The sequence below is a fragment of the Tabrizicola sp. genome (genome assembly GCF_041919135.1).
GTDB lineage: Bacteria > Pseudomonadota > Alphaproteobacteria > Rhodobacterales > Rhodobacteraceae > Tabrizicola.
The window spans coordinates 16,462-41,607 of the sequence record NZ_JAYRUJ010000027.1 but is presented as its reverse complement, the minus strand read 5'-3'; the positions used below and the strand labels follow the sequence as shown (position 1 = coordinate 41,607).

At 67.4% G+C, this 25,146-nt stretch carries 23 protein-coding genes and 2 pseudogenes; 9 read left to right on the top strand and 16 right to left on the bottom strand.

Annotated features, from left to right (window positions below):
• Window positions 1–101, top strand: a pseudogene (locus tag ACE3UA_RS16165) (IS5/IS1182 family transposase); the annotation flags it as partial.
• Window positions 98–1,153 carry an HNH endonuclease family protein gene (locus tag ACE3UA_RS16160; protein ID WP_374646943.1) on the top strand — a complete coding sequence of 352 codons (1,056 nt, stop codon included), beginning with the start codon at window positions 98–100 and terminating at the stop codon, window positions 1,151–1,153. The pseudogene ACE3UA_RS16165 and the gene ACE3UA_RS16160, both read left to right, overlap by 4 nt.
• 122 nt (window positions 1,154–1,275) lie before the next feature.
• Here ACE3UA_RS16160 and dacB read toward each other — a convergent pair whose 3' ends face one another.
• Complete coding sequence (gene dacB, locus ACE3UA_RS16155; RefSeq protein WP_374646941.1) at window positions 1,276–2,751, bottom strand: D-alanyl-D-alanine carboxypeptidase/D-alanyl-D-alanine-endopeptidase; 1,476 nt, start codon at window positions 2,749–2,751, stop codon at window positions 1,276–1,278.
• A gap of 66 nt (window positions 2,752–2,817) precedes the next feature.
• The gene (locus ACE3UA_RS16150) at window positions 2,818–3,420 is read right to left on the bottom strand and encodes a nicotinate-nucleotide adenylyltransferase (RefSeq protein WP_374646939.1); all 603 of its coding nucleotides are present in this window, start codon (window positions 3,418–3,420) and stop codon (window positions 2,818–2,820) included.
• Between the two features lie 116 nt (window positions 3,421–3,536).
• On the opposite strand from ACE3UA_RS16150, the gene ACE3UA_RS16145 reads away from it, so the two are divergent.
• The 3 genes and pseudogenes from ACE3UA_RS16145 to ACE3UA_RS16135 all read left to right on the top strand — a co-directional run bounded on the left by ACE3UA_RS16145 (window position 3,537) and on the right by ACE3UA_RS16135 (window position 6,079).
• Entirely contained in the window at window positions 3,537–4,004 is a 468-nt protein-coding gene (locus ACE3UA_RS16145) for a GNAT family N-acetyltransferase (RefSeq protein ID WP_374646937.1), read from the top strand.
• 84 nt (window positions 4,005–4,088) lie between these two features.
• Window positions 4,089–5,723 (top strand): annotated as a pseudogene (ettA, locus tag ACE3UA_RS16140) (energy-dependent translational throttle protein EttA); the annotation flags it as partial.
• 197 nt (window positions 5,724–5,920) lie between these two features.
• A complete protein-coding gene (locus tag ACE3UA_RS16135; protein ID WP_197645210.1) occupies window positions 5,921–6,079 on the top strand; it encodes a DUF3309 family protein in 159 nt (52 codons plus the stop codon).
• A gap of 171 nt (window positions 6,080–6,250) precedes the next feature.
• Here ACE3UA_RS16135 and parA read toward each other — a convergent pair whose 3' ends face one another.
• Window positions 6,251–6,871: a ParA family partition ATPase gene (gene parA, locus ACE3UA_RS16130; protein WP_374646935.1), complete on the bottom strand. Its 621-nt coding sequence runs from the start codon at window positions 6,869–6,871 to the stop codon at window positions 6,251–6,253.
• 235 nt (window positions 6,872–7,106) lie between these two features.
• Here parA and ACE3UA_RS16125 point away from each other — a divergent pair, with 235 nt between their 5' ends.
• Window positions 7,107–7,313, top strand: coding sequence for a cold-shock protein (locus ACE3UA_RS16125; protein ID WP_103258321.1), 207 nt, complete (start codon window positions 7,107–7,109; stop codon window positions 7,311–7,313).
• A 39-nt stretch (window positions 7,314–7,352) separates the two neighbouring features.
• Here ACE3UA_RS16125 and ACE3UA_RS16120 read toward each other — a convergent pair whose 3' ends face one another.
• The gene (locus ACE3UA_RS16120; RefSeq protein ID WP_197645214.1) at window positions 7,353–7,721 is read right to left on the bottom strand and encodes a hypothetical protein; all 369 of its coding nucleotides are present in this window, start codon (window positions 7,719–7,721) and stop codon (window positions 7,353–7,355) included.
• A 327-nt stretch (window positions 7,722–8,048) separates the two neighbouring features.
• On the opposite strand from ACE3UA_RS16120, the gene ACE3UA_RS16115 reads away from it, so the two are divergent.
• Together ACE3UA_RS16115 and betC are read left to right on the top strand one after the other, a co-directional pair.
• Window positions 8,049–8,795, top strand: coding sequence for a class II aldolase and adducin N-terminal domain-containing protein (locus ACE3UA_RS16115; protein WP_374646933.1), 747 nt, complete (start codon window positions 8,049–8,051; stop codon window positions 8,793–8,795).
• Between the two features lie 87 nt (window positions 8,796–8,882).
• On the top strand, window positions 8,883–10,388 hold the full coding sequence (gene betC, locus ACE3UA_RS16110; RefSeq protein ID WP_374646931.1) for a choline-sulfatase: 1,506 nt from the start codon (window positions 8,883–8,885) through the stop codon (window positions 10,386–10,388).
• A gap of 184 nt (window positions 10,389–10,572) precedes the next feature.
• On the opposite strand, the gene ACE3UA_RS16105 is transcribed toward betC, so the two are convergent.
• From ACE3UA_RS16105 to ACE3UA_RS16070, 8 genes are all read right to left on the bottom strand, one after another.
• A complete protein-coding gene (locus ACE3UA_RS16105; protein ID WP_374646929.1) occupies window positions 10,573–12,186 on the bottom strand; it encodes a GMC family oxidoreductase in 1,614 nt (537 codons plus the stop codon).
• 172 nt (window positions 12,187–12,358) lie between these two features.
• Window positions 12,359–12,829, bottom strand: a complete 471-nt coding sequence (locus tag ACE3UA_RS16100; RefSeq protein WP_374646927.1) for an OsmC family protein — start codon at window positions 12,827–12,829, stop codon at window positions 12,359–12,361.
• A 69-nt stretch (window positions 12,830–12,898) separates the two neighbouring features.
• A complete protein-coding gene (locus ACE3UA_RS16095; protein ID WP_374646925.1) occupies window positions 12,899–13,702 on the bottom strand; it encodes a carnitinyl-CoA dehydratase in 804 nt (267 codons plus the stop codon).
• The gene (locus ACE3UA_RS16090; RefSeq protein ID WP_374646923.1) at window positions 13,702–15,693 is read right to left on the bottom strand and encodes an acetate--CoA ligase family protein; all 1,992 of its coding nucleotides are present in this window, start codon (window positions 15,691–15,693) and stop codon (window positions 13,702–13,704) included. The genes ACE3UA_RS16095 and ACE3UA_RS16090 overlap by 1 nt, the downstream gene beginning before the upstream one ends.
• Before the next feature lie 268 nt (window positions 15,694–15,961).
• On the bottom strand, window positions 15,962–17,125 hold the full coding sequence (locus tag ACE3UA_RS16085) for an acyl-CoA dehydrogenase family protein (protein ID WP_374646921.1): 1,164 nt from the start codon (window positions 17,123–17,125) through the stop codon (window positions 15,962–15,964).
• Window positions 17,126–17,129: 4 nt separating this feature from the next.
• Window positions 17,130–18,608: a carnitine 3-dehydrogenase gene (locus ACE3UA_RS16080; protein ID WP_374646919.1), complete on the bottom strand. Its 1,479-nt coding sequence runs from the start codon at window positions 18,606–18,608 to the stop codon at window positions 17,130–17,132.
• 10 nt (window positions 18,609–18,618) lie between these two features.
• On the bottom strand, window positions 18,619–18,948 hold the full coding sequence (locus ACE3UA_RS16075) for a hypothetical protein (protein WP_374646917.1): 330 nt from the start codon (window positions 18,946–18,948) through the stop codon (window positions 18,619–18,621).
• On the bottom strand, window positions 18,945–19,859 hold the full coding sequence (locus ACE3UA_RS16070) for a 3-keto-5-aminohexanoate cleavage protein (RefSeq protein ID WP_374646915.1): 915 nt from the start codon (window positions 19,857–19,859) through the stop codon (window positions 18,945–18,947). Before ACE3UA_RS16070 ends, ACE3UA_RS16075 begins: the two co-directional genes overlap by 4 nt.
• A gap of 73 nt (window positions 19,860–19,932) precedes the next feature.
• Between ACE3UA_RS16070 and ACE3UA_RS16065 the strand changes: the two genes are divergently transcribed.
• Window positions 19,933–20,895, top strand: a complete 963-nt coding sequence (locus ACE3UA_RS16065) for a GlxA family transcriptional regulator (protein ID WP_374646913.1) — start codon at window positions 19,933–19,935, stop codon at window positions 20,893–20,895.
• Window positions 20,896–20,943: 48 nt separating this feature from the next.
• On the opposite strand, the gene ACE3UA_RS16060 is transcribed toward ACE3UA_RS16065, so the two are convergent.
• From ACE3UA_RS16060 to ACE3UA_RS16045, 4 genes are all read right to left on the bottom strand, one after another.
• Entirely contained in the window at window positions 20,944–22,953 is a 2,010-nt protein-coding gene (locus ACE3UA_RS16060; protein ID WP_374646911.1) for a M3 family metallopeptidase, read from the bottom strand.
• Between the two features lie 169 nt (window positions 22,954–23,122).
• Window positions 23,123–23,917 (bottom strand): amino acid ABC transporter permease, encoded by a 795-nt coding sequence (locus tag ACE3UA_RS16055; protein WP_374646909.1) that lies wholly within the window; start codon window positions 23,915–23,917, stop codon window positions 23,123–23,125.
• A 34-nt stretch (window positions 23,918–23,951) separates the two neighbouring features.
• On the bottom strand, window positions 23,952–24,734 hold the full coding sequence (locus tag ACE3UA_RS16050; protein ID WP_374646907.1) for a transporter substrate-binding domain-containing protein: 783 nt from the start codon (window positions 24,732–24,734) through the stop codon (window positions 23,952–23,954).
• Window positions 24,735–24,802: 68 nt separating this feature from the next.
• Window positions 24,803–25,117, bottom strand: a complete 315-nt coding sequence (locus ACE3UA_RS16045; protein WP_374646905.1) for a hypothetical protein — start codon at window positions 25,115–25,117, stop codon at window positions 24,803–24,805.
• Window positions 25,118–25,146 lie beyond the last annotated feature (29 nt).

Here is a 25,146-nt window from a genome sequence, read left to right as displayed (position 1 = left end):
GTCTGAAGGACTGGCGCAGGGTCGCGACCCGCTACGATAGATGCCCAAAAGTCTTCCTCTCCGCCGTCGCACTCGCCGCAACCGTCATGTTCTGGCTATGATCCGAGAACGAGTCCTGACCCTAGCACTTTCTGATCTACTCAAAAACCACTTTACGAAAACGATCAAACAGAGAACTCCGGTAAATTTTGCGAAAGTCCATTGGACCGAGCTTCTGTCTGTAATCAATCAAAGTCCAATTGATATCGACCCTGACACGTTCTTCACTCACTCCTGGTCATCCAGGTTCGAGGCCACGACCCAACAGAAAGCTTACAAGGCGATCAAAGCAGATGTTGTTTCCACAAATGCAAAGAAGCACTTGCTGGATTTTGTTGAAGACGCACGGCACTATCTTTCAATTTTCAGCCCGGAAACGGGATGGCAGAAGGGGCAGGGGGAGATCGTTCGATCTCTTCAAGCCTTAAGAATATTTCGTGTTTCTCAGCACACTCCGGGCGTTCTGTCACTAGTTCGGGCCAATAAATCTGGCATCATAGCCGACAAAGCGTTGAAGCGGGCGCTTCGCGCCATTGAGAACTTTCACTTTCAATTCACGGCCGTAACATCGTCTAGATCTTCCGGCGGTATTTCTGCCATGTACTCATCCTTTGGCCGGCGCCTCTACGAAGCGCCAGACTCAAATGCTGCGGGGATTTTAATTTCTGAATTGATTGATAAACTTGAGGAGCGTAAGCCATCGATCTCCGAATTTATGGCCGGTTTTGAGCAAATTAATTTTTTGAACAGCAATACGAAGCAATCTGCGCTTGTTAGATACATCCTGCAGAAAATCTCAACCCATTTGGAGCTGGCCTTTACAGAAGATCAAGCAATGCTCACAATAGAGCATCTTCATCCGCAGTCTATGATAGATCATGCTTGGACACCAGATATCGTCGGCAGTATTGGGAACCTCATTCTGCTTCCCAGCAAGCAGAACGGGTATTTAAAGGACGACGACTTCAAGACGAAGTCTAAAACTTTGCAAGCATTTGGGGCGTCCATCCCGCGGGATATTTTGAATGCATCTGAATGGGAACCTGATCAAGTCTGGCAGCGAACGTCGAACCTTGCAGAGCTTTCCTACTCTACTATCTGGAAGATTGGGTGAGGTAAGGGTTTGCTTTACCAACCCATTAACCACCCCCTTAACAAACCCTTACCACCCACACCCATTCCCCAGCAAAATCAACCCCTTACCAAACCTGTCCACCGTGGACACACGCCCCCCCCTCACCCATAGGCCCCCGCCCAGCGGCTCACCAGCTGCCCCTGCAGCCGCCGCGCCCGGCGGGTCCAGGACTTGGCTCCCTCCGGTGCCTCGCGCAGGCTGACCGGCACCGCGTCCCGCCGCGCCGGGTCGCCCGAGAAGATCGCGAAGACCAGTTCCCTGCCGCCGTTTCCTGAAGTCGGGGGCACCACCACATGCCCCGCCAGCCCCGAGACGAAGTTCAGCGTCCCCGACTTCGCCAGCACCTTCACCGGGTGCTTCTCGATCACCTTGCCCTGGTCGTCCTTCATCCCCACGTCGCGCAGGATCGGCTTCAGCCCGCGCCCCTCCCGCTCCGCCTGGACCAGGACTCGCGCCATCCCCCCCGCCGTCACCCGGCTCGCCCCCCCGAGGCCCGAATGGTCGCGCAGGTCGAACTCCACCCCGAATGTCGCCTTGACCCAGGCCTGCATCGCCCGCGCCGACCCCTCCAGGTCCCGCACCCCCGAGGCCGTCAGCCCCACGCATTCCGCCGTCAGGTTGGTCGAATAGCGCAGCATGTCGCGCAGGACCTCGGGCAGGGGCGCGCTTTCCACCCGGCCGATCTCCTGCCCCGGCGGCAGCACCTCGATCCGCTCCCCCGGCTCCAGCCGGATCCCCTGCGCCCGGGCGAGCGTGCGGAACACCTCGGCCACGTAGCGGCCCGGTTCGCGCACCGGCAGCCAGCGGCTTCCCCCCTTGCCCAGCGCGGCGGAGGCCACGGTCCATTCCTCGACCTGGCCCCGGTCATAGGTGAACAGGGGCGCCTCGCGCGAACGGATGCCGACGCGGACCATGCCGACCTCGGGCCGGAACCGCTCGCCGCGCGCGTCGACCGCGACCTGCCAGTCGCCGCCGGCCCGCTGCCACTCGAAATGCACCCGGTTGAAGTTCAGGCACAGCCCCGAGACGGCGGCGTTGTAGCCGACATGCTCGGGCTGGTCCGCCGCGATCCCCTCGACCCCGGGCAGCGCGCCCTCCCACCAGAGGAACCGTCCCGTCGCCCCCTTCAGCCCCGAGGCCGCCAGCCGCGCCACCAGGTCGCCCAGCTGGTCGGTCTGCAATGTCGGATCGCCGCCCCCCGCCAGCACCAGGTCGCCCTGCACCATGCCGCCCGAGACCGGCCCCGTCGCCAGCACCCGCGTGGCGAAGCGGTGCCCCGCCCCCAGCCGGTCCAGCGCGTAAAGTGCGGTCACCGCCTTGGCGACGCTGGCGGGCGGCAGCGGCAGGTCGGGTTGCCGCGACTCGAGCACCGCGCCGGTCTTGGCGTCGACCACCACCCAGGCGACCTCGCCGCCAAGCTTGGCCGCCGCGACCAGCGCCGAGGCATCCCCCAGCGGGGCGGGCGCCGGCCGTCCGCCGCGCGGCACGGGGCGCGGAGAGCTGACGAGCCCCTCGCCCAGCGCGGGCAGGGCCACCCCTGCCAGGAACCCGCCCAGAACCATCCGCCGCGTGATCACGCCATCACCCTCCCGCTTTCGCCGGTGATACCGCCTTGCGGGGCGATTCCACCAGTCCGCACCAGCCTATTCGCCGCGTCCCCAGCCGCCCCTGGCCCGGATCTCGGTCGAGGAGGCGTCGTTCATCGGCAGGTTCACGAAGGCCCAGACCGGGGGCTTGCGGCCCCGCAGCGTCTCGCCCCGTTGCGTGCGATGCACCCGGAAGGCGCGGGCCGCCACGCTCAGCCGCGCGGCGACGCCCGAGCCGGGCCGCGCCAGCACCCCCACCGGGACCGAGCGCAGGATGTCGCGCCAGCGGTCCCAGCGGTGGAACTGCACCAGATTGTCCGCCCCCATCAGCCAGACGAAGGTGACGCCGGGATAAAGCGCGCGCAGCCGCGTGATCGTGTCGAAGGTCGCCCGCGTCCCCAGCCGCTCCTCCAGCGCGGTGACCTTCACCCTGGGGTGCTGCATGACCTTGCGCGCCCGGACCAGCCGGTCGGCCAGCGGCGCGGGCTGGCGCGCCTTCAGCGGGTTGCCGGGCGTGACCAGCCACCAGATCTGGTCGAGCGCCATCCGCTTCAGGGCCTCGCGCGTGATATGGACATGCCCCTCATGCGCCGGATCGAAGGAGCCGCCCAGAAGCCCGATCACCATTCCCCGGCGCGCCACCGGAAACCCTTGCCGCATAAGACCATCCCTGTCCCTCGGCCGCCACTTGACCGCAAAGCCCCAGGCTTGACAATGGCGCGATGCCGCCGCGTAGGGTGGGCGATATTGCCCATCCTGCCCCGCATGGAACGCCGATGTCCCGCCCGCCGCCTTTCGCCGAGGCCACGATCACCCTGGCCGATCCCGCCGGACCCGAGGCGCAGCACTGCCTCTCCGCCTATTTCCACGAGCTTGACCGCCGCTTCCCCGGAGGCTTCGACCCCGGCCCGCCCACCGATCCCGCCCGTTACCGCCCGCCGCTCGGCGCCTTCCTGATCGCCAGCCGCAATGGCCGGCCCCTCGGCTGCGTCGCGCTGTCCATCCCCGATGCCGAGGTCAAGCGGCTGTGGATCGCGCCCGAGGCCCGGGGCCAGGGCCTTGCCCGCCACCTGATGGCCGCCATCGAGGACCAGGCCCGCGCCATGGGCCTTGCCCGCCTTCGCCTTGACACCAACCCCAGCCTGACCGAGGCGCTGGCCCTGTACCGCAGCCTGGGCTGGAGCGAAATCCCGCGCTACAACGACAATCCCCATGCCCAGGCCTGGTTCGCCAAGGCCCTCTGACGGCCGCCTGCCAGCCGTTGCAGCGCAGCGCCTTCGTCGCTACATAGGCGCCAACCCCCCGAATGCCCTTATGGAGCCCGACCCATGGCCAGCTACCAATATGTCTATCACATGGAGAACGTCTCCAAGACCTACCCCGGCGGCAAGACCTGCTTTGAAAACATCCACCTGAACTTCCTGCCCGGCGTGAAGATCGGCGTCGTCGGCGTGAACGGCGCGGGGAAATCCACGCTGCTGAAGATCATGGCCGGGATGGACAAGGACTTCAAAGGCGAGGCCTGGGCCGCGAAAGGCGCCAAGGTCGGCTACCTGGCGCAGGAGCCCTATCTCGACCCCAAGCTGACGGCAAAGGAAAACGTCATGCTGGGCGTGGCCGAGCAACAGGCGATCCTCGACCGCTACAACGAACTGGCGATGAACTACTCGGACGAGACGGCGGACGAGATGGCCCAGTTGCAGGACCAGATCGACGCCGGCAACCTGTGGGAGCTTGAGGCGACCGTCGGCGTGGCGATGGACGCGCTGCGTTGCCCGCCGGACGATGCCGACGTGACCACGCTGTCGGGCGGGGAACGCCGCCGGGTGGCGCTGTGCAAGCTGCTCCTCGAAAAGCCCGACATGCTGCTTCTCGACGAACCGACCAACCACCTCGACGCGGAATCGATCGCCTGGCTGCAGAAGCACCTGATCGACTACAAGGGCACGATCCTGATCGTCACCCACGACCGCTATTTCCTGGACGACATCACCGGCTGGATCCTGGAGTTGGACCGCGGCCGGGGCATCCCCTATGAGGGCAACTACTCCGCCTGGCTTGACCAGAAGGCCAAGCGGATGGCGCAGGAAGCGCGCGAGGACAAGTCCAAGCAGAAGGCGCTGGAAAAGGAACTGGAGTGGATCCGCTCCGGCGCCAAGGCGCGGCAGGCCAAGGGCAAGGCCCGTCTCACCCGCTACAACGAGATGGCCGGCCAGACCGTCATGGAACGCGCCACCACCGCGCAGATCATCATCCCGAACGGCGAGCGTCTGGGCAACAAGGTGATCGAGGTCGAGGGCCTGAAGAAGCACATGGGCGACAAGCTTCTGATCGAGGACCTGTCCTTCACCGTGCCGCCGGGCGCCATCGTCGGCGTCATCGGCCCGAATGGCGCCGGCAAATCCACCCTGTTCCGCATGATCACCGGGCAGGAGCCGCCGGACGAAGGCACGATCAAGCTGGGCGATACGGTGAAACTGGCCTATGTCGACCAGTCGCGCGACGCGCTTGACCCCAACAAGAACGTCTGGGAGGAAATCTCCGGCGGGGCGGAAGTCATCCACCTCGGCGACATGCAGATGAACTCCCGCGTCTATACCGGGGCCTTCAACTTCAAGGGCACCGACCAGCAGAAGAAGGTCGGGCTTCTCTCCGGTGGGGAGCGCAACCGCGTCCACATGGCCAAGCTCTTGAAATCGGGCGGCAACGTGCTGCTCCTCGACGAGCCGACCAACGACCTGGACGTCGAAACCCTGCAGGCCCTGGAAGCCGCCATCGAGGATTTCGCCGGCTGCGCGATCATCATCAGCCACGACCGCTTCTTCCTCGACCGGCTCTGCACCCATATCCTCGCCTTCGAGGGCGACGCGCATGTGGAATGGTTCGAGGGCAACTTCGAGGCCTATGAACAGGACAAGGTCCGCCGCCTCGGCCCCGACGCGCTGGAGCCGAAGCCGGTGAAAGCGGTTCGCCCCGCAGGTCGGGTTCACCCCCGGCTTTCCGCCCCGCCTGAAGGCTGCGCATCCCTTGCGCAGCCCATCCACCCCGTAGGGTGCGCTACAGCGCACCATGCCCCGGCGCCGTGCCGGAACCACAAGCCACCGCTCGCGTTTCCTTGCCAGCGGAGCCATTCCGGCCCCTTTCACGAAAGGCGCTTCCCATGACCCTTGGCACGATCCTCCTCATCATCCTGATCCTGATCCTGATCGGCGCGCTGCCGACCTGGGGCTATTCCAGCTCCTGGGGCTATGGTCCCTCGGGCGTGGTCGGGCTGATCGTCGTGGTCCTCCTGATCCTTGTCCTGATGGGACGCATCTAGACCCGCAGGGTCCGCCTCCCTCTCCACCGTCCCGTATCATTCCAATCGAGGAGTCACCCAATGAAAGGCGCACTTGCCTGGCTGATCGGCATCCCGATCCCGATCATCATCATCCTCTACCTGCTCGACGTCTTCTGACGCCCGCCCCGGGCGGCACGCCGCTGCCCGGGGTTACTCCAGCAGCCCCAGCACCTCGTCGGCCAGCTTGCCGACCTCGCCCGCGGCCAGGCCGCGGACCTCGCAGGCGCCCAGCCCCTGGCCCAGGGTCTCGGCATAGACGACGCGCTGGCCAAGGCTCGCCCCCGCCACGCCGCCGACCTCGGCCGCCGCAGTCGCGACCTCCTCGCCCAGCCGCGTTCCCGCCTTGACCCGGTTCAGCACGATCACCGCCCGCCGCCCCTCGCGGCCGATCAGGTCGAAGACCCCGTCCGTCGCCCAGAGATCCACCATCGAGGCCGCGACCGGCACCAGCACCAGGTCCGCCTCGCGCAGGGCCGGGCGCAGGTCGGCGTCCACCTTGGGCGGCGTGTCCACGATCACCACATCGGCCTGCTTGCGCAGCTTCTCGCATTCATAGCCCACGCCCCAGGCCGAGGCGGTCGAGAATTCCATCCCCGCCTCGCCCAGCCTGTCGCGCCGCGCCATGAACCAGCGGCCAAGGCTGCCCTGGGGATCGGTGTCCAGCAGCGCCACCCGCAATCCCCGGCGCCGGAACTCCACCGCCAGGTTGACGGCCAGCGTCGTCTTGCCGCTGCCCCCCTTCTGCTGCGCCACGGTCACGACCTTGCCCATCGCGAATCCTCCTGTTGCCGCAGCGCAGCATAGCGGCAAATCCGGGCCCGGCACAGGCCCTGCAACCCCCTGCACCGGCAAGGCTTGGATTCCCGCGGCTTTTGTGCGATCCTGCAGGAAGCGACGTTATCTTCTCGACCACTGTCTCCGACTTTCGGCCACAGCAATCGACCTAAAGCTGACGGGGCCGGGCCGCCGCACTTCCGCGGGCGGCACAACGACAGGAGACTTCACGATGGCCAAGGGCACCGTGAAATGGTTCAATGAGACCAAAGGCTACGGCTTCATCGCCCCGGAAGGCGGCAAGAAGGACGTGTTCGTCCACATCACCGCGCTGGAGCGTGCGGGCCTGCGCAGCCTGAAGGACGGCCAGCCGGTCACCTTCGACATCGAAGCCGGCCGCGACGGGCGCGAATCCGCCACCAACCTCGCGCTCGCCTGAGCAGTTCCCGGCCGGGGGCGGTCCGCCGCCCCCGGCTTTTTACATCAGCGTCATTGCCACCCGGTCGCGCAGGACGTGATCGTAACCACGGCGAAAGCCCGCCTCGGACACCGGATCCGGCAGGCAGACCGCCGTCCGCCGCCCCATCGGATAGGCCGGCACGTCGAAATCCCGGCTGACCAGCATCACCCGCATCCGCGCCTCGGCCGCCACCAGCGCCGAAACCGCGCGGTGGGCGCCGGCCATGCCGCCGAAGGCGTCGCAATCCATCACGAAAAGATCAAAGCCCAGCGGGTCGTCCACGACCGCCGCAAGGGCAAGGTCCAGCTCGCCCTCGATCTCGACCAGGCTGCCATAGCTTGCCAGGCGCTGCGCGCTCTCTCCCTCGGGCCGGTCGGTCAGCAGCATGACCCGCGCCCCTGCGGCCTGTGGAAAAGCCCCTTGTCCTTCGATCCCCGGAAACGTCTGCACCGCGCACCTCCATTATCCTGGGCCTGCGTAACCTGGCATTGCAGCCAGCATTTGCCGTAAACAAGGAAACTTACAGGTAAAAATCGGGTACAGCGCCACATTCCAGCACAGGTTGCCGGGCCAGCGGGGATGCCCCCGTCACGGTTGCACGAATTCGGTTTCCGGGAGTTGTTAACGGTTCATCCTCTCCTGTTAACCTATTTCATCTCGGAATGCAGCCCTTGATGGGCCAAACTGGGTGCGAATCACCAGGAGATGATCGCGATGAACCAGCATGCGAACCTTGCCCATTGGGACCTGCGCCAGGACCTTGCCGCCGCCTTCCGCTGGACCGCGCGGCTGAACCTGCATGAGGCGGTGGCCAATCATTTCTCGCTGGCGGTCAACCCCGAGGGCACGCGCTTCCTCATCAATCCGAACGGACGGCACTTCAGCCGGATCACCGCCTCCTCGCTGGTCGAGATCGACGCCAACGATCCCGCCACCATGTCGCGCCCCGATGCGCCCGATCCCACCGCCTGGGGCCTGCATGGCAGCATCCACCGCGCCTGCCCGCATGCCGCCTGCGTCATGCATGTCCACTCGATCCATGCCACGGTCCTGGCCAGCCTCGCCGACTCGCGCCTGCCGGCCATCGATCAGAACACGGCGATGTTCCACAACCGCCATGTGGTCGACGACCATTACGGCGGCATGGCCTTCGGGGAAGAAGGCGCGCGCTGTGCCCGGCTTCTGGCCGATCCCGGGATCACCACCATGGTGATGGGCAACCACGGCGTCCTGGTGATCGGCCGCACCGTGGCCGAGACCTTCAACCGGCTCTATTATTTCGAGCGCGCGGCCGAGACCTATATCCGTGCCCTGCAGACCGGCCGCCCGCTGCGTGTCCTGCCCGAGGAAATCGCCGAGAAGACCGCCCAGGAATGGGAGGCCTACCCCGGTTTCGCCGAGGCCCACCTGCGCGAGTTGCGCGCCATCCTGGACGCCGAGGATCCCGGCTACGCCGGATGACGGATATGGGCAGCCCGGGTCGGTGAAGGACCAGACCCGAATCCCGCCTCGGGGCAGGAAAACCGCAAGCAAGTGAAGGGCGCCCCGATGGCCGAGAAGCCGAATCTCCTGATCCTCATGGTCGACCAGCTGAACGGGACGCTGTTCCCCGACGGCCCGGCCGATTTCCTGCACGCCCCGAACCTGCGGCGGCTGGCCTCGCGTTCGGCCCGCTTCGCCAATTGCTACACCGCCTCGCCGCTCTGCGCCCCGGCGCGGGCCAGCTTCATGTCGGGGCAACTGCCCAGCCGAACCCGCGTCTACGACAACGCCGCCGAATTCGCCTCGGACATCCCGACCTATGCCCACCACCTGCGCCGGGCGGGCTACCAGACGGCTTTGTCGGGCAAGATGCATTTCGTCGGCCCCGACCAGCTGCACGGGTTCGAGGAGCGCCTGACGACCGACATCTACCCCGCCGATTTCGGCTGGACCCCCGACTACCGCAAGCCGGGGGAACGGATCGACTGGTGGTATCACAACCTCGGCTCCGTCACCGGCGCGGGGGTGGCCGAGATCACCAACCAGTACGAATACGACGACGACGTGGCTTTCCAGGCGGTGCAAAAGCTATACGACCTGTCGCGCGGCCTGGACGCCCGCCCCTGGTGCCTGACCGTCAGCTTCACCCACCCGCACGACCCCTTCGTCGCGCGTCGCAAATACTGGGACCTCTACGAAGGCGCCCCCGAATGCGAGCCGCCCGAACCCCTTGCCTACGAAGACATGGACCCCCATTCCAAGCGCCTGATGGACGCCTGCGACTGGCGCGGGATGGAGATCACCCCGGATCACATCCGCCGCGCGAAACAGGCCTATTTCGCCAATATCTCCTATATCGACGACAAGATCGGCGAGATCCTGGCGGTGCTTGAGGCGACGCGGCAGGAGGCCCATGTCGTCTTCGTCTCCGACCACGGCGAGATGCTGGGCGAACACGGCCTCTGGTTCAAGATGACCTTCTTCGAAGGCTCCGCCCGCGTGCCGCTGATGATCGCCGCCCCCGAGATGCCTGCGGGCCGCGTCGAGACCCCGGTCTCCTCGATCGACCTTGCGCCCACGCTGGCCGCGCTGGCCGGTATCTCGATGGAGGAAGTCGCCCCCTGGACCGAGGGCGTCAACCTGATCCCCGTCGCGAACGGCGCCCCGCGCGGCCCGGTGGCGATAGAATATGCCGCCGAAGGCTCGATCACCCCCCTCGTCGCCCTGCGCGAGGGTGCCTGGAAATACATCCGCTGCCCGGCGGACCCGGAGATGCTGTTCGACGTGGCGAACGACCCCGGCGAAGGCACCAACCTCGCGACCGACTCGCGCGCCGCCGAAATCCTGGCCCATTTCCGCGCGCTGGCCGACGCCCGCTGGGATCTCGCCGCCTATGACGCGGCCGTGCGCGAAAGCCAGGCCCGCCGCTGGGTGGTGTATGAGGCGCTGCGCAACGGCGCCTATTTCCCCTGGGACCACCAGCCCCTTCGCGCCGCCTCCGAACGCTACATGCGCAACCACATGGACCTGAACGTGCTGGAGGAGCGCAAACGCTTTCCCCGCGGGGAATGACGCGCTCCCCTGCCGTCGCAAGATGTGTATTTGGGAAAAGAGCAAACCCGCATGATTTGCTCTTTTCCAGAAATACTCCCGCCGGAGGCTCCATCCCCCGCACCAGACGACCCCGCCGGGCTCCTGTCCGCGGCAGCGCCGTCCGCGTGGCTCGATGCCACAAGGACGGCTCGCCCGGCCAGGATCAGCGCGCGTCGCGCAAGACCGCCTCGGCCCCCTTCCAGCCCATCAGCATGGCCGGGGCATTGGTGTTCCCCGCGATGATGTTCGGGAATGCGCTCGCGTCGATCACCCGCAGCCCGCCCACCCCATGTACCCTCAGCCCCGCATCCACAACGGAACCCGAGGCATCCCGCCCCATCCGGCAGGTGCAACTCGGGTGATAGACCGTCCCCGACCGCGCGCGGAAATCCGCGATCAGCGCCGCGTCCGTCACCACCTCCGGCCCCGGCCGCAACTCCTCCCTGATCAGCCGCGCCAGCGCCGGCCCAGCCGCGATCCGGCGCAGGAACTTCACCGCCGCCAGCATTTCCTCGACATCATTGTCGGTGGAAAACGCGTTCGCCGTGATCACCGGATGATCCTCGGCGCGGTCCGTCCGCAGCCTTATATGTCCCCGGCTGGTCGGGCGGCAGTTCGACAGCCCGATCGACATCCCAGACCATGGGTCCGGCGTCAGAAGCGGCCGCTCGCCCTCCCTCGGGATCAGCGTCGAGAACGCCTGGAAGTACAACTGCATGTTCGGCCGGTCCAGATCGGCCCGCGTGCGGAAGAACCCGCCGCCGTGGTTGATCGACTTCGCCAACGGCCCGCCGCCGCCCAGGACATACTGCAATCCCGCCCGCAGCTTGCCCCACCAGGGCCGCAGCTCGTCATTGTAGGTCGGCACCTGCATCGACCAGGTGTAATTGATCCCCTGATGGTCGCTCAGATGGTCGCCCACGTTCGGGTTCTCGCGCAGCACCGGAATCCCCAAGCCCTGCAGCACGGCCCCCGGCCCGATCCCCGACAGTTGCAGCAACTGCGGCGAGTTGATCGCGCCGCCCGCAAGGATCACCTCGCCCCGCGCCCGCAAGACCCGCGCCTCGCCGCCCCGGCGGTATTCCACCCCCACCGCCCGGCCGCCCTCGATCAGCACCCGGCTGACCAGCGCCCCGGTGACAACGCGCAGGTTCCCGCGCCGCATCGCCGGCCGCAGGAAGGCCCGCGCCGCCGAGTTCCGCCGCGCCCCCTTGATCGTCATCTGGTAGACGCCCGCGCCTTCCTGCACCGCGCCGTTGAAATCCGGGTTCTCCGCCAATCCCGCCTCGCCGCAGGCCGCGACATAGGACTTCACCAAAGGATGCAGCCCCGCGCGATTGGCCGAGATGTGGAGCGGCCCGCCCGTCCCGCGCCAGTCATCCGACCCGGCTTCGTTGTCCTCCATCGCCCGGTAGGCCGACAGGCAGTCCTCCCAGCCCCAGCCCGGGTTCTCCCGCCCCCAATCCTCGTAATCCGCCCGATGCCCGCGGATCCAGACCATCGCGTTGATGCTGGAGGATCCGCCCAGAAGCTTGCCCCGCGGCCAATGGTCCCGCGCGCCGGCCAGCCCCGGGTCGGGCTCGGTCCGGTAAAGCCAGTTCACCGCCGGATCGTAGAACAGCTTGCCGTAGCCCAGCGGCAACTGGACATAGAACCGCCGGTCCGTGCCCCCCGCCTCCAGCAGCGTGACCCGGTGCTTGCCCGAGGCGGTCAGCCGCTCGGCCAGCACGCAGCCCGCCGAGCCTGCGCCCACGATGATGTAATCGCTCTCGTCCACCCGCGCGCCCCCGCCCCCGGCTTCCTCCGCATCCGCGACCCTAGCGGCGGGGAGGCCCCGGAACCGTCCGGTTTGCGACAGCGCATGTCGCGCCGGGCATGGCTCCTCGTTCGGCTTCGCCTCCTCCTCGCCCCGCCGCGAGGAGTGACGAAGTCATCGACGAGCCACTGCCTCAGCCCTCGACCTCGAAGGTCGGCTGATACTCCACCGGAAAATTCACCGACCGGGCAATGAAACAAACCTCGTGGATGCGATGATGGATCGCCTCGGCCTTGGCCAGATCGGCCCCCGCCTTCACCACCACATGCGGCCGCAGCACCGCCTTCACGAACCGCCCCGCGCCGCCGCGCCCGACCTCGCCCACTCCCAGCGGGCTGTCGGAATACCCGGTCACCACGATCCCCGCATCGCTGGCATAGTGCAGATACCACAGCATGTGACAGGCCGAGAGCGCGCTCAGCAGCAGGTCCTCCGGGTTCATCTTCCCCGGATCGCCGCCCAGAAGCGGATCGTTCGAGCAGTGGACCGGGGCCTTCCCCGGCACCGCGATGTCCCAGGTCCGGTCATAGGCCTTGTAATGCGCCGTTCCCTCGCCCCGGTTGCCGGTCCAGAGGATGCGGGTGGTGTAGTCGTGGCTGGGCATGGGGGCCTCGTTGGCAGCTTTGGTAGGGTGCGCTACAGCGCACCCTCGGACGGTGCGCCGTAGCGCACCCTACCTCCCCTTCCAGACCGGGTCGCGCTTTTCCGCAAAGGCCCGCGCGCCTTCCAGCTGGTCCTCGCTGGAATAGAGCCGGTCCACCGTCGGCAGCAGCCGCTTGGACACCCGGTTCAGCGCGTCCTGGAACCGCATGTTCTCCGCCTCGCGCACCACTTCCTTGATCGCGGCATAGACCAGCGGCGGGCCGCTTTCCAGCAGCCGCGCCAGATCCCAGGCCTTGGCCAGCAGATCCTCGGGCGCGCAGATCTCCTTGACCAGGCCCCAGCGGAAGGCCTCCTCGGCGTCGAACCAGCGCCCGGTCAGCAGCAGGTCCATCGCCACGTGATACGGAATGCGCTTCGGGAGTTTGATGCTGGCGGCATCGGCCACCGTGCCCGAGCGGATTTCCGGCAGGGCAAAGGTCGCGTTGGTCGAGCACAGGATCAGATCCGCCGAGAGCGCCAGTTCCAGCCCGCCGCCGCAGCAGATGCCCTGCACCGCAGCGATCACCGGCTTGTTGAGGTTCGGCAACTCCTGCAAGCCGCCGAACCCGCCGACGCCATAGTCGCCGTCCACCGCATCGCCCTCGGCCGCCGCCTTCAGGTCCCAGCCGGGGCAGAAGAACTTCTCCCCCGCCGCGCGCAGGATGCAGACCCGCAGGCTGTCGTCATCGCGAAAGTCGCGGAACACCAGCCCCATCACCCGGCTGGTCTTCAGGCTGATCGCATTGGCCTTGGGTGCGTCCAGCGTGACCTCCAGAATCGCCCCCTCGCGCCGGGTCTTTACCGGCCCCTCGGTCCGCATCTCCATTTCGGCCATCATATCCTCCTGACCAGTGCATCAACCGCCACGGCGCCGCTTTGCCGCACCATGACCGGGTTGATCTCGATTTCCTCAAGGCTCTCGTCCGCCAGCATCAGCGCGCCCAGCCGGACCGCCATCGCTGCGACCGCCCCCATGTCGGCGCGGGGACGCCCGCGATAGCCGTCGAGCAAGGGCCAGAGCCGCAACCCCCGCGCCGCCTCCAGCACCTGTCCTTCCGTCACCGGCAGGACCAGCGTCACCGTATCGGCCAGCACTTCCGCCGTGACCCCGCCCATGCCCAGCGTCAGGGTCACGCCATAGACCGGATCGCGGCGCAGGCCCAGAAGCACCTCGGCCACCGCGCCCGTCACCATCTCCTCGACCAGATAGCCCGCGGCCCCCGGCATCTCCGCCTGTCCCTCAAGGCTGGCAAGCCCCAGCCGCACCGCCCCCGCCTCGGTCTTGTGCGCGAAGCCCAGCCCCTTCAACGCATAGGGCGGGTGCAAACCCACCGCCGCCTGCGCCACCTCCTCCAGCGTCGCCCCCGTCACCGCCCGCGGCACCGCCACCCCTGCCGCAGCCAGCAGCGCCTTCCCCTCGGCCTCCGACAGCATCCGCGTCTCGCGCGGGGGCAGCGCCGCCGCAGGCCGCCAACCCGGCACTCCGGCCGGAGTCTGTGCCGCCCGGATCGCCGCCAGCGCCGTCTCCAGCCCCAGCAGGGCCGAGACGCCCTCCGCCATCATCGCCTGCACCCGGCCCTCGCCGAAGTTCTCGGCCATCGAGGCGACCGGAAAGGCCGGCCGCCCCACCGCCTTCTGCGCAGCCACGATCGCCCGGAAGGCCGGATCATAGCCCGAAGGATCGCAGCGGTCGGCGCGGGGCGAATCGATGATGTAGATCCCGGCGTCATAGGCCTCCAGCATCGCGCTGAAGACTTCCGTGGTCTTCGGCCCGTCACCCCAGATGAAGGTGTGGTAATCCAACGGGTTGGAAATCGTCGGAATCTCGCCCAGCACCGCGAACAGCCGGTCGTGCGTGGCCTGCGGCACCGGCGGAAACTCCAGCCCATAGGGTGCGGCCAGGTCCGCGACCAGCCCCGCCTCGCCCCCCGAACAGGACAGCGAGCAAAGCCGCCGCCCGATCTGCGGCCCGTGGACATGGAAGATCTTCAGCGTCTCGACCAGTTCCGAGGGCGTGTTCACCTCCGCCACCCCGATCTGCCGCAGGAAGGCGCTGGAGGCCGCCCCCCCGCCCGCCAGCGACGCGGTATGGCTGGCCGCCGCCGTGCGCGACAGCTCGGTCTTGCCCGACTTGATCGCCACGACCCCCTTGCCCATCGCCCGCGCCTTCTCGGCCAGCGCCGCAAAGGCCGGGGCATCGTCGATCCCCTCGATATAAAGGCCAACCGCCGTCACCCGCGGATCGTCGAGCAGCGCTCCGGTCAGCTCGGCCAGCCCCACCACGGCGGCATTGCCCAGACAGGCGACATAGGCCACCGGCAGGCCCCGCTGCTGCATGCCGAGGTTGATCACGATATTCGAGGACTGGCTGACCAGCGCCACGCCCTTGTCGACCGGGATGCCGCCATGCTGGTCCGGCCAAAGCAGCGCCCCGTCGAGGTAGTTGATCACCCCATAGCAGTTCGGCCCCAGGATCGGCATCCCGCCCGCCGCCGCGACCAGCCGGTCCTGCAACCCGGCCTCGCCCGCCTCGGTCCAACCGGAGGCGAAGCAGATCGCCCCGCCCGCCCCCATCGCCGCAAGCTCGGCCACCACTTCCAGCGTCGCGAAACGGTTCACCCCCACGAAGACCGCATCCGGCGGCTCGGGCAGGTCGGCGAGACTCGGGTAAGCCTTCAACCCCCCGATCTCGGCCTTGGTCGGATGCACCGGCCAGACCGGACCCTTGAAGCCCATCTTGCGGCACTGTTCGATGACATTCAGCGCCCAGCCCGCCCCCAGGACGGCGATGTGGCGCGGGCGGAGCAGACGGTCGAGGCGGCTCATGCCCGCATTCCGCCTGCTGCATCGAGCACCGGGGGCGCTTCGCCCCCCGGACCCCCCGAGGATATTTTTGAACAGAAGAAAGTGCTTGGAAAAGAAACGCCCCGCCCAGACCAGCCAGACGAGGCGCCTTCTCCCGTTACGGTCATCGGCGTCCCCGCCTGTACCGTGTCCCCAGATTGACCGCCAAAAGTTAACATTTCGTTGCTTCTTCTGTTCTCAAATATCCCACGGGGGGTCCGGGGGGTGTGAAACCCCCCGGTCCGACATTTCAACCCCCGACCGCCCGCAACAATTCGCGGCTGATGATGTGGCGCTGGATCTCCGAGGTGCCCTCCCAGATCCGCTCCACCCGGCTGTCGCGCCAGATGCGTTCCAGCGGCAGCTCGTCCATCAGCCCCATGCCGCCGTGGATCTGGATCGCCTCGTCGGCGATATGCGCCAGCACTTCGGTCGCCTTCAGCTTGGCCATCGACATGTCGGCTTCCGTCACCGTGCCCTGGTCGTATTTCCAGGCGGCCTCGCGGGTCAGAAGCTCCGCCGCCTTCAGTTCCATCGCCATGTCGGCCAGCTTGAAGCTGATGCCCTGGAACTTGCCGATCTGCTGGCCGAACTGCTTGCGCTCCGCCGCGTAGGACACCGCATGCCCCAGCGCCCGCTCCGCCCGGCCGAGACAGGTCGAGGCCACCTGCAATCGCGTCGCGCCGAGCCAGGAATTCGCCACCTCGAAGCCCTTGTGCACCTCGCCCAGCACATTCGCCGCCGGAACCCGGCAGTCGTCGAACTCCAGCACGGCGTTGGTGTAGCCGCGATGCGAGACGTTGCGATACCCCTCGCGCACCGTGAACCCCGGCGTGCCCTTGTCGACGAAGAAGGCGGTGATCAGCTTCTTCGGCCCGCGCGGGGTCTGTTCCTCCCCGGAGGCCATGAAGCAGATCGCAAAACCGGCAAGGTCGGCATGGCTTATGAAATGCTTGGTGCCGTTCAGCACCCAGTCGCCGCCGTCCTGCCGGGCGCTCGCTTTCATCCCCCGCAGGTCCGACCCCGCGCCGGGTTCGGTCATGGCGAGGCAATCCCAGGTCTCGCCCCTTATGCAGGGCATCAGATAGCGTTCGCGCTGGTCGGCGTTGCCCGCCAGCAGGATGTTCGACGGCCGCGCCACGCAGGTCCAGTGCAGGGCATAGTTCGCGCGGCCCAACTCCTTTTCGTAGAGGAGCCAGGAGAGGGTATCGAGGCCCGCGCCGCCCAGTTCCACCGGCATGTTGGCGGCGTAAAGCCCCGCCGCCATGGCCTTCTGCTGGATCTCGCGGATCAGCTCCAGCGGCATGTGGCCGGTGCGTTCGACCATCTGCTCATGCGGATAGAGTTCCGTTTCGACGAAGGCGCGGGTCGTCTCGACGATCATCGCCTGTTCTTCGGTCAGCCCGAAATCCATCGCCCTATTCCTTCTTCTGTCCGACCGCCCGGCCCGCGCCCTCGGGCAGCGGCAGCCCGGCATGGGCCTTCGCCACATTTTGCAGCTTGGCCCAGACCTCGGGCGCCGCTGCAACGGTCTTGCCCGCCTTCGCGTCGACATGCAGGCACAGCTGCTCGATCGTGGCGACGCATTCGTCGCCCTTCATCACGCGGACGAAGGACCGGAACCGCTTCTCGTCGGCCGAGATGATCTGCAATTCGCCCCGGATCTGGTCGCCCAGCTTCGCCTCGCCCAGATGGCGGATATGCGTCTCGGCCGAGTAATAGGAATGCCCCGCCGCGACGTAATCCATCCCCGCGCCGATCATCCGCAGGAAGTTGTCCAGGGTTTCCGAGTTGCAGAAATAGTAGCGGCTTTCGGTCATGTGGCCGTTGTAGTCGATCCAGCCCGGCAGGACCTGCCCCTGCCACATGACCAGCGGAGCCGCCTTCGCCCCGGTGTCGAGGCCCTTCGCCACTTCGGCATGGAAGGCCGCCGCGCGGCGTTCGTCGTGTTCCTTCAGCACCTTGCCCGCGCCCCAGTCGCGCTCCTTCAGGCTGCGCAGGAAGCCGACCAGGTTGCGGTCGCGGATGCGTTCCAACTCGCGGATGCCGTATTTGCCGGACTGCGCGTCGGACTGGTTGGCGACCAGGTCGACCAGTTCGTCGTTGAACTCCGGCACGTCCATCAGCTTGGTCCAGGGCCATTTCAGCGCCGGGCCGAACTGGGCCATGAAATGCCGCATCCCGGCCTCGCCGCCCGCGATGCGGTAGGTCTCGAACAGACCCATCTGCCCCCAGCGCAGGCCAAAGCCCATGCGGATCGCCTCGTCGATCTCTTCGGTCGTGGCGATGCCGTCCTTCAGCATCCACAGCGCCTCGCGCCAGACGGCTTCAAGGAAGCGGTTGCCGAGGAAGGCGTCGATCTCGTGCCGGATCACCAGGGGGAACATCCCGATGTTCTTCATGATCTGCACCGTCCGCTCCACCACTTCCGGCGGGTTGGCGGGCGAGCCGCTGATCTCGGACAGAGGGAGGAGATAGACCGGGTTGAACGGATGCGCGACGATGATGTTTTCCGGGCTGACCGCAGATTTCTGCAAGTCCGAGGCCTTGAACCCGCTGGTCGACGAGCCGATCAGCACGCCGGGGTTCGATTGTTGCAACTGGGCATAGACCTTGTGCTTCAGTTCGATCCGCTCGGAGACCGATTCCTGCACATATTCCGCGCCCTCCACCGCCTCGCCGATGGTGCCGTGGAAGGTCAGCTTGCCTTCCTTCGGCATCGGCACGTCGCTGAGCGCGGGCAGCGCGGCTCGCGCATTCGCCATCACCTCGGCAATCTTGCGCTCCGCCTGCGGATCGGGGTCGAAAACTCCCACATCCCAGCCGTTCAGCAAGAACCGCGCGGCCCAGCCGCCGCCGATGACCCCGCCCCCGATGATTGCCGCCTTGCGCGCCATGCTCTTTCCCTCAGTCAATGCAGATGCCGACCGTCTTGCCGGCCTCGTCCAGATAGTCGAAACAGCCGAACATCGGCGTCACCGGGGAACAGGTCCCCTCCTCCGCCAGACACTGGCCGATGCAATCCGTCTTCTTCGTGCAGGCCTTGCCCGCATCCGGCTGCGGCAGGAAGCAGACCTCGTCCGGCAGCAGCCCGCCGCGCCCGACCGTTCCGCCCTGCATCAGGCATTCCGCCCGCTCGGCCTTGCCCAGGGGCTTGCCCTCCGGCCCGGTCGGAGGCTCCTCGACACAGGCCGCCAGCGCCAGCACCGTCAGCAGCCAGACCCGCCGCAGCCTCACTTCGCCACCGGAGCGCGCTTTTCCAGCTTCAGCCGCGCCCGCACCTCGGCCGGGGTGATCACCCGCGCGCCCAGGTTCTCGATGATCGTGGCCGCGCGCTCGACCAGTTGCGCATTGGTCGCCAGCACGCCCTTGTCGAGCCAGAGGTTGTCCTCCAGCCCCACCCGCACGTTGCCGCCGCCCAGCACCGCCGCCGCGACATAGGGCATCTGGTGACGCCCAAGCGAGAAGGCCGACCAGTGCCAGTCCGACGGCACGTTGTTGACCATCGCCATGAAGGTGTTCAGGTCATCCGGCGCGCCCCACGGCACGCCCATGCAGAGCTGCACCAGCACCGGCTCGGGGATCACGCCCTCCTTGACCAATTCCTTGGCCAGCCAGAGGTGGCCGGTGTCGAAGGCCTCGATCTCGATCCTGACGCCCGCCGCCGTCATCCGCCGCGCCATGTCGCGCAGCATGCCCGGCGTGTTGACCATCACGTAATCGGCCTCGTTGAAGTTCATCGTGCCGCAATCCAGCGTGCAGATCTCGGGGCGGCAGTCGACCACATGCGCCACCCGCTCGGTCGCCCCCGCCATGTCCGAGCGCGGGCCGATCCGGCCCATGTCCTCGGTCCCCTCGAAATAGATGTCGCCGCCCATGCCCGCCGTCAGGTTCAGGACCACATCCGTATCGCTGTCGCGGATCCGCTCGGTCACCTCGCGATAATACTCCAGCTTGCGCGAGGGCTTGCCGGTCTCGGGGTCGCGGACATGGCAATGCACCACCGCCGCGCCCGCCTTGGCCGCCGCGATCGCGCTTTCGGCGATCTGTTTCGGCGAACGCGGCACATGCGGGCTGCGATCCTGCGTCCCGCCCGAGCCGGTGATGGCACAGGTGATGAAGACTTCGCGGTTCATGGTCAGCGGCATGGCATCCTCCCCTTGGGCTTGCCCCCAGCATAGCCGCCTTGCGCGCCGCCGCTTTGCACATTACGAAATCCCGATGACGGAAAACGCGATCTTCTCGCCCTCGGACCAGCCGCTGAGCATCGCGCTCTTCGTGCTGCCCCAGGCTTCGATCCTCGAGGTCGCCTCGGCGCTCGATCCCCTGCGCAATGCCAATCGCCAGCTCGGGTCCGAGGCCTATCGCTGGCGCGTGGTCTCTCCGGACGGGGGCCCGGTGCCGCTGACCTGCGGGATCGAACTCCCCTCCTCCGGCCCCCTCGCCCATGCCGCCGGGGCCGAGGCGCTGATCGTCGTCGCGGGCTACCGGCTGCACCAGGTCGCCACCCGCCCCCTGATCCGCGACCTGCGCCGCATCGCCCCGCGCTTCCGGCTGGTCGGCGGCATCGACGCCGGTCCCTGGGTCCTGGCCCGCGCCGGACTGCTCGACGGCTACCGCGCCACCGTGCATTGGGAGGACCTCGAGGACCTCGCCGCCGCCCATCCGCATATCGACGTGGTGCCCGACCGCTTCGTGATCGACCGCAACCGGGTGACGATCTCGGGCGCCGCCCCGGCGGCGGATTTCATGCTGCACCTGATCCGCGCCCGCCACGGCGCGGCCCTGTCCCGGCAGGTCGCGAACAGCTTCCTGACCCGCGCCCGCCCCGGGCACGAGCCGCAGATCGCCCCGCCCCGACCCGAGCCCGCGCTCGATCCCCGCGTCGCCGCCGCGCTGGCCCGGATGGAGGCCGGGATCGACGCGCCCGAATCCATGGCCGAGACCGCCCGCGCCGTCGGCCTCTCGCCCCGGCGGCTGGAAACCCTGTTCCGCGATGCGCTCGGCACCACCCCGGCCGCCCATGCCCTCGGCCTGCGCCTTGCCGCCGCGCGCCGGATGCTGACCGACACCCGCCACCCGCTGGCCGAAGTCGCGCTGCGCACCGGATTCTCCAGCCCCGCCACCCTGTCGCGCGCCTTCAGGGCCCGCTTCGGCCAGCCGCCGGGGGCCTTGCGCCGCTGACTTGCTCTTTTTGCAAATACTCCGGGGGTGCGGGGGCTGGCCCCCGCCTCAGGCCGCGTCCAGCAGCCCCCGGCCCTTCAAGAGCGCCTCGACCCCCGGCATCCTTCCCCGGAACTGCAGATACAGCGCCTCCGCCTCCTCCGACCCGCCGGCCGAGAGGATGAACCGCTCCAGCCGCGCCGCCACCTCGGGGTCGAAGGGATCGCCGGCCTCCTCGAAGGCCGCGAAAGCGTCGGCATCCATCACCTCGGACCACATGTAGCTGTAATAGCCGCTGGAATAGCCGTCGCCGCTGAACACATGCGAGAAATGCGGCGTCGCATGCCGCATCCGGATCGCCCGCGGCATCCCCAGGCTTTCCAACACTTCGGCCTGTTTCTGCATCGGATCGGCCGGGGGACTGCCGGTATGGAACTCCAGGTCCACCATGGCGCTGGCGATGAATTCCACGGTGGCAAAACCCTGGTCATAGGTCGCCGCAGCAACAAGCCGCCGCAGCATGTCGGCCGGCATCGGCTCGCCGGTCAGATAGTGCTTCGCATGCGCCTCCAGCACCGATGGCACCTCCAGCCAATGCTCGTAAAGCTGGCTCGGCAGTTCCACGAAGTCCCGCGCGACCGAGGTGCCGCTGATGAAGCCATAGGTCACGTCCGACAGCATCTGGTGCAGCGCATGGCCGAACTCGTGGAACAGCGTCCGCGCATCGTCATAGGACAGCAGGCAGGGATCGCCCTTGGCGAAGTTGCAGACGTTCACCACGATCGGCCGCACCTCGCCGCCCAGCTTGCGCTGCGACCGCATCGCCGAACACCAGGCCCCCGACCGCTTGGACCCGCGCGCGAAATAATCGCCCAGGAAGACGGCCAGATGGGTGCCCCCGCGCGTGACCTCCCAGCCCCGCACGTCCGGGTGATAGAACGGCCCCTCGATCTCGCGAAACTCCAGCCCGAACAGCCGGCTCGCGCAGTCGAACATCGCCCCCAGCATCGACTCAAGGCCCAGGTAAGGCTTCAGCGCCGCCTCATCCAGGTCATGCTCGGCGCGGCGCCGCTTCTCGGAGTAATAGCGCCAGTCCCAGGGCTCCAGCGGCCCCGCGAATCCGTCCGCGTGCAACATCCCTTGCAGCACCGCCCCATCCGCCAGCGCCTTCGTCCGCGCCGGCGCCCAGACCCGCAGCAGCAGGTCCCGCACCGCCTCCGGCGTCCTGGCCATCTCGGGTTCCAGCTTGAAGGCGGCGAAATCCTTGTAGCCCAGCAGCGCCGCCCGCTCGGCCCGCAGCGCCAGCGTCTCGGCCGCGATCGCCCGGTTGTCGGTCTCGCCCCCGTTTGCGCCCCGCGCGACCCAGGCCTCATAGGCCTTTTCCCGCAAGGCCCGGTTCGGCGAGAATTGCAGGACCGGCACGATCAGGCTGCGGTTCAGCGTCACCACCGGCCCCAGCCCCTTTTCCGCCCCCGCCGCCTGCGCCGCCTCCTGCACGAAACCCGGCAGCGCCGCCAGATCCTCCGGCGCAAGCTCCAGATGCCAGGCCCGCTCGTCCGCCAGCAGGTTCTGCGAAAACTGCGTCCCCAGCACCGCCAGCCGCGCCTTGACCGCCGTCAGCCGCTCGGCCGCCGCCCCCTCCAGCGCCGCGCCCGAGCGGAGGAACATCCGCCGGTACAGTTCCAGCACCCGCAACTGCTCGGCGCCGAGGCCCAGCCCCTCGCGCCCCTGCCACAGCGCGTCGATCTTCGCCCACAGCGCCTTGTTGTTGGTCACTTCGCTGGAAAACGCGCTCAGCTTCGGCGCCAGTTCGCGCATCAGCGCCTCGCGGGCGTCGTTCGAATCCGCGCCCGCCAGGTTGTAGAACAGCCCCGACACCCGGTCGAGGTCGCCCTCCGCCAGTTCCAGCGCCTCGATCACCTCGGCGAAGGACGTCCCCGGCCCCTCGGCAATCGCCAGGATCGCCGCCCGCGCCCGGTCCAGCGCCACGTCGAAGGCCGGCCCGAAGTCCTCGTCCCGAATCGCCGCAAAGGGCGGCAGGCCGAAAGGCGTATCCCATCTGTCCAGAAGCACGTTCATTGCCAGGTCTCCTTTGCCGCAAAGCTAGGCCCTGATCCCGCCAACTTCCACCCCTTGCTCTTTTCGGCAAATACTCTCGGGGGGTTCGGGGGGCGAAGCGCCCCCGACGGCCGAGGAGGAGGCGAAGCCCGACGACGAGACAAAAGGCTCGCGGCGCATGCCGCTCCGCCTATGACCCGTCCCGCCCGCGCGACCGCATCCGCGCCTCGAACCGGCGCAAGAGCAGCGACAGCCCGATGGTCATCACCAGATAAAGGAAGGCCGCGACGTTATAGGTCTCGAAATAGCGGAAGTTCCCCGCCGCCGTGACCTTCGCCAGCTGCGCCACGTCAGAGATTCCCAGCACCGCGACCAGGCTTGAGTCTTTCACCATTGCAACGAAATCATTGCCAAGCGGCGGCAGGATCAGCCGGAACGCTTGTGGAAATCGAACTAGCCGGAACCTTTGCCACCCGTTCAGCCCCAGCGCCATCGCGGCCTCGACCTGGCCCTTGTCCACCGCCTGCAGACCGGCGCGGAAGATCTCGGCCAGGAAGGCGGAATAGGCCAGCATCAAGGCCAGCACCGCGCGGTAGAGAAGCGGCACGTCCCGCGTGCGCAGCACATCCTCCCCCGCCAGAAGGTTCGCGCCCGAGACCAGCCCCGGCACCAGCACGAAGGCGACGTAGAGCAGCAGCACGATGATCGGCACGCCCCGCATCACCTCGATATAAAGCCGCGCCGCCTGCCGCAGGACGAGATGCTTCGACAACCCCATCACCGCCAGCCCCAGTCCGATGACGCAGGCCCCGAGATAGGCCACCACCGCCACCGCCAGCGTCACCCCCAGCCCCTTGGTCAGGATGCGCAGCGCCCCGGCATAGACCTCGTCCGACAGCATCTCGTACAAAAGCCAGAGGCCGGTGACCGCAAGGATCACCAGCCACCAGGGAAAGTCGTTCTCAGGTTCGGCGTTCGGCGTCATGCGGATGCCCCCGGGCCCGGCCGGGGGCGGCCCTTCACTCGCCCATCTTGTAGTCGACGAACCACTTCTGGTTCAGACCGTCCAGCGTGCCATCCGCCTTCATCGCCGCGATCGCCGCATTGACCGGCGCCACCAGGTCCGAGCCCTTGGGGAAGATGAAGCCGAAATCCTCGCTCGCCAGCGGGGCGCCGATGATCTTCAGCCCCCCTTCCGAGGCCGCGACATAGCCGTTGGCGGCGGTCGAATCCGACAGCGTCAGGTCCACGTCCCCCGCCTTCAGCGCCTCCAGCCCCGCGCCGAAGGTCTCGAACTTGATCACGCGGGGGTTCTCCTCGTTCCCGTCCAGGATCTCGTAGACCGCCGCGTAGAAGGGCGACGTCCCAGGCTGGGCCGAAACCAGCAGCTCCGGGATCGCCGCAAAGCTGGCCGCGTCGGTGAACCGGCTTTCGTCGCCGCGCACGATCATCAGCATCTCCGACCGCATGTAGGGCTCCGAGAAGTCGACCTGCTCCTTGCGCTCGTCCTTGATGGTGATCCCGGTCATGCCGATGTCATACTGGCCCTCGGCCACCGCCGGGATCATCGCATCCCAGCTGGTGTTCTCGTATTTCACCGCCAGGTTCAGCCGCTTGGCGATCTCGGCCATCGCGTCGTATTCCCAGCCGACCGCCTGGCCATCCTTGTCGATGAACTGCAGCGGCGGATAGGCATTCTCGGTCACCACCACGACCTCGCGGCCCGCCAGATCCGGCAGGTCCTGCGCCATGGCTGGCAGGGTGGACAGGGAAAGCCCCATCAGGGCGGCGGTCAGTTTCATCGGTCAGCTCCCGGCTGGTGTGTCGCCGCCGACTATGCCACCTGCGCCCGCCGATGCAAGGCCGCGGCTCACGCCCCCCAGACCGCCTCGCCCAGCGCCGCGTCCAGCATCACCGCCGCATCCGTCGCGCCGGTCCAGCCCTGGCCCGAGGTCACGATGCAGCTGATCCCGTCGCCGCCGTGATGCACGACCGTCCAGGTCCCCATCAGCTCCGAGGCCCAAAGCTCCATCGTCATCCCTTCCGCGGTGACCTGCATCCGGCGCGGGGTCTCGTCGAAATCATGCCGCAGGGTGACGGCCACCACGTTGCGCGCGTCGCAATAATTCTCGGTCAGCGACAGCGACTCCTCGGCCCGCGGATCGGGCGCGGCCGCAAGCGCCACGGTAACGCTCAGCCCCACCCCGCCCAGGT